At 35.1% G+C, this 13,746-nt stretch carries 9 protein-coding genes and 2 other annotated features; all 9 genes read right to left on the bottom strand.

Annotated elements, in window-relative coordinates; translation table 11 throughout:
- Nucleotides 1–2 precede the first annotated feature (2 nt).
- Complete coding sequence (gene ileS / locus ACFVQC_RS15295; protein WP_377898610.1) at nucleotides 3–3,104, bottom strand: isoleucine--tRNA ligase; 3,102 nt, start codon at nucleotides 3,102–3,104, stop codon at nucleotides 3–5.
- Nucleotides 3,105–3,158: 54 nt separating this feature from the next.
- Nucleotides 3,159–3,397, bottom strand: a binding site (T-box leader).
- 98 nt (nucleotides 3,398–3,495) lie between these two features.
- Nucleotides 3,496–7,698, bottom strand: coding sequence for a tetratricopeptide repeat protein (locus ACFVQC_RS15290; protein ID WP_377895038.1), 4,203 nt, complete (start codon nucleotides 7,696–7,698; stop codon nucleotides 3,496–3,498).
- A 385-nt stretch (nucleotides 7,699–8,083) separates the two neighbouring features.
- A complete protein-coding gene (locus ACFVQC_RS15285) occupies nucleotides 8,084–8,329 on the bottom strand; it encodes a hypothetical protein (RefSeq protein WP_377898609.1) in 246 nt (81 codons plus the stop codon).
- A gap of 27 nt (nucleotides 8,330–8,356) precedes the next feature.
- Entirely contained in the window at nucleotides 8,357–9,196 is an 840-nt protein-coding gene (locus ACFVQC_RS15280; protein ID WP_377895632.1) for a class I SAM-dependent methyltransferase, read from the bottom strand.
- A gap of 351 nt (nucleotides 9,197–9,547) precedes the next feature.
- Nucleotides 9,548–9,889, bottom strand: a complete 342-nt coding sequence (locus tag ACFVQC_RS15275; RefSeq protein ID WP_002127167.1) for a DUF2085 domain-containing protein — start codon at nucleotides 9,887–9,889, stop codon at nucleotides 9,548–9,550.
- A gap of 143 nt (nucleotides 9,890–10,032) precedes the next feature.
- Nucleotides 10,033–11,721: an arginine--tRNA ligase gene (argS, locus tag ACFVQC_RS15270; RefSeq protein ID WP_377895603.1), complete on the bottom strand. Its 1,689-nt coding sequence runs from the start codon at nucleotides 11,719–11,721 to the stop codon at nucleotides 10,033–10,035.
- A 44-nt stretch (nucleotides 11,722–11,765) separates the two neighbouring features.
- Nucleotides 11,766–11,980: a binding site (T-box leader), on the bottom strand.
- Nucleotides 11,981–12,016: 36 nt separating this feature from the next.
- Nucleotides 12,017–12,793 (bottom strand): class I SAM-dependent methyltransferase, encoded by a 777-nt coding sequence (locus tag ACFVQC_RS15265; protein WP_377895605.1) that lies wholly within the window; start codon nucleotides 12,791–12,793, stop codon nucleotides 12,017–12,019.
- Nucleotides 12,794–12,842: 49 nt separating this feature from the next.
- On the bottom strand, nucleotides 12,843–13,277 hold the full coding sequence (locus tag ACFVQC_RS15260; protein WP_219918226.1) for a BrxA/BrxB family bacilliredoxin: 435 nt from the start codon (nucleotides 13,275–13,277) through the stop codon (nucleotides 12,843–12,845).
- An 82-nt stretch (nucleotides 13,278–13,359) separates the two neighbouring features.
- Complete coding sequence (locus ACFVQC_RS15255; protein WP_377895607.1) at nucleotides 13,360–13,743, bottom strand: thiol-disulfide oxidoreductase DCC family protein; 384 nt, start codon at nucleotides 13,741–13,743, stop codon at nucleotides 13,360–13,362.
- Nucleotides 13,744–13,746 lie beyond the last annotated feature (3 nt).

Raw genomic sequence — 13,746 nt, 5'->3', positions numbered from 1 at the left:
CTTTAATTAGCCGCGTTTAATTTAATTCGGATCTTTGTCTCACCTAAAGAAAGTTCATCGTCCTCATTCGTTAAGTGACCAAATGTAAATTGCTTGACGAGTAAGTTTTCTTCCAATAGATTTTTATAATTCGTTAACGTTTGCTGTAGTTCTTCTTCTGTATCAAGAATTACATCCACTCGTAAATTAACCGGTAAATTCAACTGTTTACGATATTCTTGAACCGCGCGAATAAATTCACGTGCTACCCCTTCTTGTAACAATTCCTCCGTTACATTCGTATCTAACATAACCGTATATTGTCCGTTAGTCGTATTGGAGAATCCTGATTTCGCAACTTTCTCTACCAATACATCTTCAGCCGTTACAACTACTTCCTCTCCTGATGCTGCTTCGTAAACTGCTCTTTCTGTAGATACAAAGTCTTGTACTTCTTCTTGTGATAATTGTTTTAGCCACCCGTTTACCGCATTCACATTTTTACCAAACTTCGGTCCCGCCGTTTTAAAATTCAGCTTTAATTGATAGGATGTATACTTCGTTTCATCGAGTTCAACATGGAATGCTTTCACATTAAGCTCATCCATTACGATATCACGATAAGATTCCCAATCGATATTATTCTCTTTATGCTCAAGTAATACAAGCTCTGCCAACGGCTGTTTTACTTTTAATGAATGTTGATTACGATTACTTCTTCCAAGTTCAACAACTTGTAAAACAGCATCCATTTCCGCTTCTAACTCAGGCTGGATAAGTGATTCGTTTACAACCGGATAATCTGCTAAATGAACGCTGCTTCCTTCTAAATTCAGATGAATATCCTCAGCTACAAACGGTGTAAATGGTGCGATTAATTTACTAATTGTTACAAGCACTTCATGAAGTGTTTCATACGCAGCTGCTTTTTCAGGATTCATACCAGATTCCCAAAAACGATTACGTGAACGTCGTACATACCAATTACTCACTTCATCTACAAGAGTAGCAATTTCACGAGCTGCATTCGTGAACTGATAATCATCAAGTGCCGTTCTTACCTTTTTTGTTGTGCTATGCAGTCTTGATAATACCCACTCATCTAATTTCGTACGCTTTACATCATACGTTTCTTTCGGATTATACTCATCTAAATTTGCATATAAAACGTAGAAGCTATACACATTGACTAATGTATCTACAAATTTCGATTTTGCTTCCAGTACGGTTCTTTCAGAAAAACGCTTCGCATTCCACGGAGCACTGTCAACGAGTAGAGCCCATCTTAGTGCATCCGCACCAAACTTCTCTACTAAATCAACAGGATCTAGTGCATTCCCTTTACTTTTAGACATTTTCTGTCCTTCTTCATCTAGAACATGCCCTAGTGATAACACTCGTTTATACGGTACTTTTCCTGTATATAGCGCTGATACTGCCAATAAACTATAAAACCAGCCGCGTGTTTGATCAATTCCTTCTGCGATAACATCTGCTGGAAACTGTTCTTCAAACAACTCTTTATTTTCAAACGGGTAATGATATTGTGCAAACGGCATGGAACCACTATCAAACCAAACATCAATTACTTCTGGTGTACGATTCATTGTACTTCCGCATTTTTCACAGCAAACTTGCACTTCATCCACATATGGCTTATGCAATTCTAAATCTTCGGGTGTTTCTTTCGTACTATGCTTTCTTAATTCGGCAATGCTTTTCGGTGCGAATTGATGATCGCAGCTTTCACATTCCCATACGTTTAACGGTGTTCCCCAATATCTATTCCGGCTAATATTCCAGTCCACCATATTTTCTAAAAACTTACCAAAGCGTCCGTGCTTCATATGGTCTGGATACCACGTAACAGAATCATTATTTTGTAAAAATGTTTCTTTAATCTCAGTTGTTCGGATTAACCAGCTTTCTCCTGCATAATAAAGTAATGGTGAATCACAGCGCCAACAGTGTGGATAGCTATGCTCATATTTTTCTTTATGATACAGCAAACCTTCTTTAGCTAAATAACGAACGATATCAACGTCACATTCTTTTACAAACTTTCCTTTTAAGAAGGGTACTGCTTCTGTATACTCACCTTTCTCATCTACAACATGTAAGAATGATAACCCTTCACTTTGAACGACTCTATAATCGTCCTCCCCATATGCAGGTGCGATATGAACAAGTCCAGTACCACTATCTGCCGTAACAAAATCTGCCGCAATAACACGGTATCCATTTGTAACTTCCTTCATTGGAAACGGTGCTGTATACGATGTGTTTAATAATTCTTCACCTTTATGAACAGATAGTACTTCATAGTTTTCTTTTAGTACTTCTTGTACACGTTCTTTCGCAACAATGTATACATACCCTTCTTGTTTCACTTTTACGTATTCCATATTCGGATGTACGGCAAGTGCGACATTCGCTGGGAGTGTCCACGGTGTTGTCGTCCATCCAAGGAAATATTCATTGTCACTATCTTTCACTTTAAACTTAACTGTCGCGCTTAAATCTTTCACTGTTTTATATCCTTGTGCAACTTCATGTGAACTAAGAGATGTTTGACAGCTTGGGCAGTATGGTGAAACTCTATGCCCTTTATATAACAAGCCTTTTTCATGAATCGTCCCTAAAATATTCCATACACTTTCGATATATGGATTCTCTAAAGTAACGTACGGATCATCCATATCCACCCAATATCCAATACTCTCCGTAAATTCACGCCACTGCTTCTCATATGTGAATACACTTTCTTTACACTTTTGAATAAATGGTTCAATTCCGTACTCTTCGATTTCATGTTTACCTGAAATACCAAGTTGTTTTTCAACACCTAATTCTACAGGTAATCCATGTGTATCCCATCCGGCTTTTCTTAAAACTTTATATCCAGCCATCGTTTTATATCTCGCTACTAAATCTTTAATCGCCCGCCCAAGTGCATGGCCAACGTGTGGTAATCCGTTCGCAGTTGGTGGCCCTTCATAAAACACAAAAGATTGTGCGCCTTCTCGATTCTGAATTGATTGCTCGAAAATACTTTGTTCGTTCCACTGCTTACGAATACGTGTTTCTCTCCCTACAGCTGACTCTTTTACATCTACTTTTTTCATGTACAATCACTCCTTTGAATTTTTTAAAAGCACACAAAAAACCCGTCCCTATGAAGTAGGGACGGGTTTACCCGCGTTACCACCCTAATTCTATTAGTTTTCCACTAATAGCACTTAGCAACGTACTAACATACGCGTTCTTTGTAACGGTAGACATCCGTCCGAGCTTACTTTATTCAGCCACGGCTCCTCGGAGATGATTTTCAAATAACGTCTGCACACCGGATTTCAGCAATACACCGGCTCTCTGGGGAACAGCTCACTATTTTACTCTTTCTCGTCTTCAGATTTGTATACTTTATTAAAAGTTATTTTATGCCATTGGGCAATTAATTGTCAACTAATTCGAAATATATTTTTATTTATATCCTTTTTTTCTATTCCTATACAATTATTTTTCAAATTCTCGCAATCCCGCTAAATCTTCATCTTTCTCTGCAAGTTCAGCAAAAAATCCCGTTTCATCTTCACGAAGCACAATTTTAAGCTCTTCTTTCGCCTCTTCATTTCTGTTTAATAATGTTAAATAACAAGCATGATCGTATCTTGCTAACAAGTCAGTAGCATCAATTGCTAATATTTCACTTGTTATTTTTTCTGCCTTTGTCGTTTGCCCAGCTTTATGATACGAAGATGCTAAAGCAAGAAGAATTGCCGTTTCATTTGGATGATGTTCAGAAGCATCTTCTAATAAACGAATCGCATCCTCAATTCTCTCTTGACTATGGTATATTTCTGCTAAAGTAAGGAATCCTCTACTTACAAATGGTGTTTTCTCAATTAATTGTACGCAAATTTTTTCTGCTTTTCTTTCTTCTCCGATTTTACATAATACATTCGCTTGTAAAAGAAGGGTATCATAATCATCTGGTAGGTCTCGAACCATTTGTTTCGTTAATTCAAAAGCATCTCGTAACATATCCTCTTCCTCACAATCAATGAAAAGATTTACAAGTTGCTTCGCTACATCATAATCCCACTTATTTTCTAACGATGTTTGTAATACCTCTATCGCTTCTTTATTCATCGCTGCATTCTCATAAAATATTGCGAAACGCTGCGCTGCCATACTATTTTTTGGATTTAACTTTAAGGAGATTTCAAATAAATCGATAACAACTGTAATCATTGAAATTTCCTTCGCACGATTTTTCATATGATAAAATACTCTTGTAAATATAGATTTTTTCGGTTGCTCATTTTGCTGCCTTTCTACTAATCTTTCGGCAACCGCAGTAGCTGCATACATAAACGCTGTACTTCTTTCTGCTTTTTTCACCTTTAGCGTATGAAGTGCGTCTCGTATTTGGGATAATTTTTTATGTTGTTCCATTGCTTTTACGTACACACCAAATATACGTTCACTTTCCAAATCTTTATGCATTACTTTTAACGCAACTTGAATGGCTTCTACATTCTGCTTTTTAACAAGTACTTTCGCATAATGATATAGTACTTCCACATGCTCTTCATCTATTTTCATTGCACATTCAATATATTCTTTTTCTTTATTTACCTCATTCATCGCACCATATACGTATGCAATTGCATCTAAACGCCATATTTCTGGTACCTCTTCTGCTAATTGTTCTAGTTCAACTAGCAATTCTTCATGAAGATTCAAATCTACTGAAAGCTGTGCCAAATATTCCATATTAATATGCAAAGGCTCTTCTTTCATTGCCTGGACCATATGACTTTGTTCTTTATCACTATTTTTTTCTTTTTCATATATTTCTGCTAGTTGCACATGTACACCTGTGAAATTCCCATTGAGTTCCAAACATGTTTCATACGCTTGTTTTGCTTCTGTCAATTGTCCCAATACCATATATGTTTCGCCGATTCGAAAATATGGAAATGCAGTTCTCTTTTGTTCTATTGCCTTGTTGTATCTCTTCATTGCTTGATCATACTGTCCAATAGATTCATATAAAACACCAGCGTAACAACCGTATTCAATTACTTCCGTTTTCTCTTTTTCTAACGTTCTTAAAAACGCTATGCCTCGTTGCACAAAAGCTGTGTCTTTTATTCGATTTACATACTCATCCAACACGATCGCTATATTAGCGTATACTCTTCGTATACCGTTCTCTAATTTAGAAAGTGCAAGTTTTAACTCTTTTTCATCCCCACCTAATGCAATTTCAGCATCCCATAGCACCATGCCAGCATTCATAAGGAAATCTTGATTGTCTTCAAATTGCTTATTAATACTAACAATATAGTTTTTTGCATCCTCATATTGTTCCTTTGCCATATAAACTTGAGTTAAACCGAAATGGGCATATACATCTTCATTATTTTCTTCTAAAGAACGCTTATATATAGTTTCCGCTTCTTCAAGTTCATCATTTTGAAAATGCACATCTCCTAAACGAACATATAAAGATGTCTGATCTTCACAATTTTGAATTCCTTGTAATAAAATTTCCTTCGCATTATTCCCATCATCCAAATCTGATTCATAGATTTCCGAAAGCTTCGTATATAAATATGCTGCCGTTTTATCTAATTGAATCGCCACTTTAATTCCTTTTACTGCCAAATACACTTTCCCTAAATGCTGAGCACATCTTGCACGTTCATACCATATGTGCGCTTCATACTTATATTCTTTTAATAAATCATTAAAGAATCCATATGCTTCTTCATATCGTTCTAAATCTATTAAAATTAAACCGTGATTTACAAGCGTAAACCTTTCAGGGCTACGTTCTATAGCTGTTAGAGAATACTCTAGCCCCTTTTCAGATTGATCCATATACATGTATGATAATGCTAAGAAACTCCACGCAACTGGTTGATCTGCATCCAATTGTAATGATGAACGAAAACTAGCAATCGCTTCTGTATAATTATCTTGCTCAAAAGAATAACGTCCATTTATAAAATGATATAACGCTTGATTGTTTTTCTTCTCCACACTTTGAAGCATTTGTCCTGCTTTCTTCATATCTTGCAGGCGGATAAAGCACTGTGCACTATGCAATTTCACAAAGTCAGAGCTCGGAAACTTTTCCATTAACTTTTCTATACAAAACTGAATAAACTCTTTATCTACTTCAGCATCTAAATGTTTAATCGTATATAGCCAAGTGTTTGGATTTTCACTTGTTTCTTTTAAAAATAATACTAACTTTTCAATCCCCTCTTTATCTTGCTCAGCTAAATGATCTGTAAGAGAAAAGATTGTTTTATAATAAGTGTGTTCTTCCTCATTTAAAAATGAAAGTTGTTCTATTCTATCTTTTGGTGTAAACGTAATAGCCAAACAATCTGTATAACGATATTTTTCTTGCAACTTATCATATTCCACAAGAATCGGTTCCAAGAAATTCGGATCTTGAATATAAAAAGCTTGCAGTACATCGTCATAACCAGAAAGCACTTGTACATGGGAAGCGTGCTCAATATCTATACTTAATAAAACGGGAATACCTTGATTGAGTAATTTCTTATAATTTTTCTCATTCCCTTGAAAATAACGATATTCGTAACCTTGCTCTTCTATATATGTAACTGTATCTGAAAACTTAGAGCCTGTTACATCAAAAATATGTTGTGCAATTTCATCTTGCGTACGTTTTTCTCCCCATACCCCTAACATCATTTCCAAACTAGTCGGAACGCAATAGTTATCCTTTTGTACAACCGGAACTATCGGTAAGCGCACCTTTTTTCCATCAGGATTTTTTTCTATATGATGATATAGAGAATTTTTCAAACTCTTTTCACTTTTCAATAGTGCTTGCAAATCATGAATATTATTCATTTTATAAAATGCTTCTGCACGTAAATGTATAAAATAAGTTGTATATGCATGATGCGGAAGCATATGATTAATTTTATCTATTACCACTAACATTTCTTCATAACGCTCTAAATCTAATAAATATTTTACTTTTTCAAAATAGAAATATGGTACTTGAGGGAACTTTGCAATCGCATCATTAATGAGTTGTAATGCTCGCTGCTGTTCACCTTTATATGCATATAATTGCGCTAATAAGTACGTAGCTAACTCTTCACAATCTTTATGTTGCTGACCGGATAAAAGTTGTTCCTCTGCCTTCTCCCACTCACCAGTCTGTATATATAAGTAACCCCATTTTTCAAAAACTGCACGTGTACTATACTTTTCCGCCCTTTGCATATAGGCATAAGCCTCTTCATTGCGCTTCATATCTAACAAACATCTAACTAACGTAAAATATGCTTTCGTTAAAACATCCGCATCAATTTCCTCTTCATTTACCTCTTCCAAAGAATCTTTTAACAATTGTTCAGCATCAAGAATTTTACGCTCATCAATTAGCTCATCACAATATAAAGAGAGCGTTCTCATATTTGGGAATTTTTTATACGTATAACGAATTAAAAAAGAGCTATATTGGTGCATCAACCCTTCATCAGCAAGACGAATTAATGTATCAAACTCGGCAAATGATGAAACGTTAGAAAGCCAGTTCTTCACGTATGATAACTTTTTCGTTTCTTTTATATGTGCAATTTCATTATTTATCTCCTGTAATCCATCTACAAATCTTTTTTCTTTCAAACAAATCTCTAATTGCTTAAAATCTAGCATGCATTCACCTCAAATTATTATTTATACTGCCATTTGCAAGCAGTATTCTAACCTACTTGCTTAGATTTTACACATCATATAGTATGCATTCAACTAAAACCTTATATAATGAACGATATTATTTAATATTATTCAAGTTTATAACTAAATATCTTAAAAACGATACTTTTTCTCGTTATTTTGTTTAATTTGATGAAATAATGTATGTTCTTAAGAGGTCATTCTCAGTAAATGAAATTATATTAATGATTTTTTAAATATATCTATCATAATTCATAATATATCAACGATCCGACAAGGAATATCGATTTACCGACAAAACAACAATTGCCCTACCTTCTATTTCATATATTAGAGAGGTTGTTTCACTTATCAAATTTTATATCTACAAAAACACCGTAATGATCACTCGGAAATACGCATGATACTCTTTAAATATACAAAATGGATAACCTATTTGATTCGCGATATATTGTACTACATTTATCTTCTTTTCATCATCCATATGACTCCTAACTTCTTGAATAGCTAGAATATGAGGAGCAACATTTTGAACTTCCTCACAAATAGCCTCAAATCTCTCTGACCACAAAGTTTGATGATTCCAAATGTTGAGGGTAGCAATTCTCATTATATCCCTACTTTTCTAATATTAGATTTATCTCCTTATTTCACCGTATGTAATTTTCATATTAGGAGCGTACACCAAAGAAGAATGTATATGAAACGCTTCAATATCTGTTAAACCCCGACTCATTAAACGGTCTATAAATTGCTGTTTTTCACCTGGATTACTAGCAATGCCCTCTTCTTTTAGAGAATTATATAATCCTTGCTTATCATTTTGGGTTATATTAGAATCTAAAAAATTCACTTTATCGCTTACTCTGCATTCAATATTCTTCACACCTAATTCACTTAAAAACATCGGTATTTTCATACCAATATTGCCGTCTTTACCACTTCTATGTGTATCTTCTCCAAATAGCTTCTGCAAAACACCAAGCTGGATAATTTCCGATTGAATTACTCCACCTAGTGCGTATGAAGACATATTAGAAATCCAATGTGGTTCAAAACAAATAACATGTCCGCCCTCCTTAATCGAATTTATCATTTTTTGCAACATTGCTTTGGGCGAATTCATATGTAATAAAAAAGCATGACTGACAGCTATATCGTATTTATTTTTCAATTCAATTTCTGTCGCATCCCCCTCAATAAATTCTGTTTCATATGGGAGTGCACGAAACAACTCTCTCGCTTCAGCTATTAATGTTTCTCCCCTATCAATCCCTGTATACTTTGATCCAATTGGAAGTAAAGGTAACAAAATTAAACCTAAATAACCATATCCACAACCATAATCAACAATATGTACGGGTCCAGTAATCTTCCAAACTGAATTGACTAAAAAACTTAAATAATCATCGTTATAATATAAATCTCTCGTATTTCTTAAATACGCTAGCTTACTATTCCAATCATACTCTTCCAGGTCCAACACCTCCTTTTATATACAAAACTAAAGTTCTCCATTTAATAGTCACATTCCTACACTTCTAATAAAAAAAGCTAGTATACCTTAAACGATACACTAACTTTCCCACTCACATAATTTAACAATTACAATCAGTATAATCAGTACAAGCTAATGTACTGCAATCACAGTTTCTATGTTCGTCATTTCTTTTTAGGTGAAAATAGAGTAACACAATAAATATTGTACAAATAACAAAAGCAATTATTGCTTCTATATTTCTTTCATGAATGAGAAAACTAATCCCGCTTCCTCCTGAAATAAGAATTAGAACTGAGTAAATCCAAAACATGTAAAGTTCTCCTTCCGTTAATATATGCTTTTAGATGTTATCCATATAATGCTAGAGGCAATAAATAGCCCCATACCATTACCGCTTAATAAACCGGTCGTTACTCTTAGTAAATTTGTACTGCTTCTCCATTTCCATTTTTGGGTAAATCCATCAATAAGTAACGGAATTTGAGCGGAAAATGATAGTATTATTGCCAAAAGAAACGAAGGTGTCATATAAAAATAAATTGGAAACATTAAAATACCGATAAGCATGCCTGTACAACGCGCACATAAAGGTATGTATTTTTGTAGTTTAAGGAAACTTCTTTCCGATCTTCTATGACAAGGAATTTGTAAAATAAAAGTTCGAATCAATATGAATCACCCTCTCTAAATAGATTTTAATTGATTTTGCAAAAGAATTATATATTAATAAAAAACAACCCAGGTTCATCCTAGACCTGGGTTGTCAGTTCGCTGCTATAATATACTTGGGTTAATAATGATTATATTCTTATTTACATTTCCTCAGGTGCCCCCACCCCAAGTAAACGTAATCCCTCTTTTAATACAACCGTCACAGCGTAAGCTAATGCGAGTCTACTCTCTTTCTCTTCGTTCTCTTCTAATATACGAACATTTCCATAATATTTATTGAACGCTTGTGCTACATCTAATACGTATTTTGAAATAACCGATGGCTCATTTTTGTTGAAGGCCGCCTCAATTACTTGCGGGAATTTGTTGAGTAATTTTACTACACTCCAGCTGTAATCGTCTTTTAATGCAAAAGTACACGTTTCAAATTCCACACTTTCTTTTCTTAAAATTGAACAGGCACGCGCATGCGTGTACTGCACATATGGTCCTGTTTCTCCTTCAAATTTCAACATATTTTCTAATGAAAATTCAATATTATGCATACGCTCATTTTTTAAATCATGGAAGATAACTGCTCCAACACCGACTTGTTTTGCCACTTCTTCTTTTTGTTTTAAATTCGGATTTTTCTCTTCAATATTTTGTTCCGCAAGTGCAACAGCTTCTTCTAGCACTTCTTCTAATAAAATAATTCTGCCCTTACGTGTCGACATTTTCTTACCATCTTTTAATATGAACCCGAACGGTACATGTTCCATACCACCCACCCAATTATAGCCAAGCTTTTTTAATACAGTGAAAAATTGATTGAAATGCAAGCTTTGTTCGGGTCCTACTACATATAAAGCTTTATCAAATTCGTATGTGTTTTGACGATACAATGCCGCTGTTAAATCACGTGTTGCGTAAATGGTAGCACCATCTGATTTTCTAATTAAACATGGCGGCATACCTTCTTCTTCTAAATTAACGACTAATGCCCCTTCTGATTCTTCCAGTAAGTCGTGCTCTTCTAAAATCCCAATAAAGTCTTCCATTTTATCGTTATAGAAAGCTTCTCCTTGAAAGTTTGTAAATTCCACACCGAGAAGTTCATAAATACGAGAAAATTCTTTTAAAGACTCATGACGGAACCAATTCCAAAGTTCGACTGCTTCTTCATTTCCTTCTTCTAGTTTTTTAAACCATGAGCGTCCTTCTTCTTCTAGTTCTTTGTTCTCTTTTACTTCTTCATGAAACTGAACATATAGCTTAAATAACTCACGTATTGGATCCTCTTTAACTATTTCTTCATTTCCCCATTTTTTATATGCAGTAATTAACTTCCCAAACTGTGTTCCCCAATCTCCAATATAATTGATTCCCACAACTTCATATCCACATTTTTCGGCGATATGTTTCAGCGAATTACCGATCATTGTAGAACGTAAATGCCCCATTGAAAAAGGTTTCGCGATATTAGGAGAGGAATAATCGATAACTACTGTTTTTTCACATCCAAAATGATTTTGACCGTACTCTTCTTTCTCCGCTAAAATTGTTTTTAATACTTCATCACTTACTGTTTGGCGATTAAAAAAGACGTTTACATACGGGCCAACAGCCTCTATTTTCATAAAAAATGGGTCATTTAATTTCTCCGCAACTTCCTTTGCGATAGTAGCTGGTGATTTTCTATATTGCTTCGCTAGTGAAAAACATGGGAACGCTGCATCTCCGAATTCATCTTGTTTTGGTGTTTCGATTAAATCTAAAATTTGATTTTGCGTTAATTCATTCGTAAAAATATTCGATAAACTTTTTGCAAACTGCGTTTTATAATCCATAATACAACCTCCTTATTTTTTGAATACAAAAAACTCGTCTCTAAAAAAGAGACGAGTTTTAACCCGTGGTACCACCCTTGTTGTTCATTACGAACCACTTTCCCGTTTATAACGAGGACAGGGGGCCTCGGCTTACTCTACTATTCATTCAAGAAGCATCTCCGAAGTGCGCTTCATCTTTTTCTTCCGCACTAGGCTCACACCATCCCTAGTTCGCTTTCCTTCTGAAAAAGACTACTCTCTTCATCACAGATAGTATATTTAATTATTGCTTATTATACATCTTTTCAAACAATTAGCAAGGGTCAATTACACCAAAATGAAATTTTGCACTTTTTCTTTTGTATACGTGAAAATTGTGCTTTTCAAATCTAGAACTACGGAAATGATCTTTCAGAACGACACGTTTTCTCGCCACACGCTTCGCTTCCGCAATTGTTTCGTCAGTAATATCATGATACAAAGCGAAATGTTTTAACCCTTTTATTCCATCTGATTCGATGACAGTTTCTTCAAACATCGGATCAAGGTATACGACGTCATAACTATTATCTTCACATTGCGTTAAAAATGCGAAATGCTCAGTTTGTTTTACATCGATTCTTTGCATTGCTTCATCGATTTCAGAAACGGATGAAGACCATGTTTTCAAGCCTTTTCCCATGATGTACGCCATATATCCGTTTCCTTCAAGCCCTGTTATTTTTCCGTTCTCACCAACAATATAGCTAGCAACAATACTATCTGATGCCATACCGAGCGTACAATCTAATACTGTCATTCCGCTCTCTAGTTTAGCAGCTTGTACAAAGGGATCGTGTTCTCCGCGCATTAACCTTTTCACACGAAACATTGCTGAGTTTGGATGAAAGAAAAACGACTCTTCCGTACCTTCTGGATAAATAGCTAATCGGTTTTTCCCTACGATAAGCACATCTTGTTCATACTGCTCATGCAGTTTGTGCACAGGTATATCATTACGTAAAACGAAAGAACAATTTAATTCTTCTGCTACCTTATTTGCATAAGCTGTCATTTCTTTATTTGTTCTTCCTGCTGTTGTTACTATCATTTTTTCACCTCTATATAAAGAAAAGAGGGAGATTTACTCTCCCCCTACTTTAGCAATTCTTTTCGAAAGCTTGTTCTAAGTTTGTAATAATTTCGTCCATTGTTGCGCCTTCAATTTCATGACGGTGAATGAAGTGAACAACTTCTTTTCCTTTTAGTAATGCCATAGATGGTGAAGATGGAGGAATTTCTCCGAAGTATTCACGCATTTTCGCAGTAGCATCTTTATCTTGACCTGCAAATACAGTTACAAGATGATCAGGTTGTTTTTCAGCACGTACAACCGCTTGACCTGCTGATGGGCGTGCTAAACCAGCTGCACAACCACAAACAGAGTTTATAACAACTAATGTTGTACCTGTTGCATTCTCAATAAATTCTGTTACAGCTTCTTCTGTAGTTAACTCTTCAAATCCAGAACGCACTAACTCTTGGCGCATTGGAATTACCATTTGGCGCATGTATTCTTCATAAGCATTTGACATCTTGTATCTCTCCTTCAACTTTCATTCCAAATTCATCATATCACGCTCTATTAATAGGTGCAAAAGAAAGATAGTGACGTTTTCATTTTTTTGAAGGGATTTCACAAACCCCTTCACGGCAATGTCCGACTGGGACAAGTTTTCTATTGTTAGCGATATAATCGTATACTTTACTTCCAAATCCAAGTACGATAGATAGTTTTATAAAAGGCACTGCAAACCAATAAGATGGAACGGCCTTCGCTAATACATATATACTATGAATGCCATCGTACCATTTATTGTTTTTAAAAATATACAATCTTTGTTCCATCTTGCGCTGTAATTCTTCAGAAAGTTCGTATTGATCCACTACATCTTTATCTCGAAATGAAACAAATGTCATCTTGCCCTTGTTATCTACTTTTTTCGTACGTTCTGCCACTGCCGTGCACATCGGACACCAACTATCATAGAAAACAATCATACA

Source organism: Bacillus sp. NPDC057893 (assembly GCF_042796455.1).
Taxonomy (GTDB): domain Bacteria; phylum Bacillota; class Bacilli; order Bacillales; family Bacillaceae_G; genus Bacillus_A.
The sequence above is the reverse complement of the archived record's forward strand: the minus strand, read 5'-3'. Positions and strand labels throughout refer to the sequence as shown.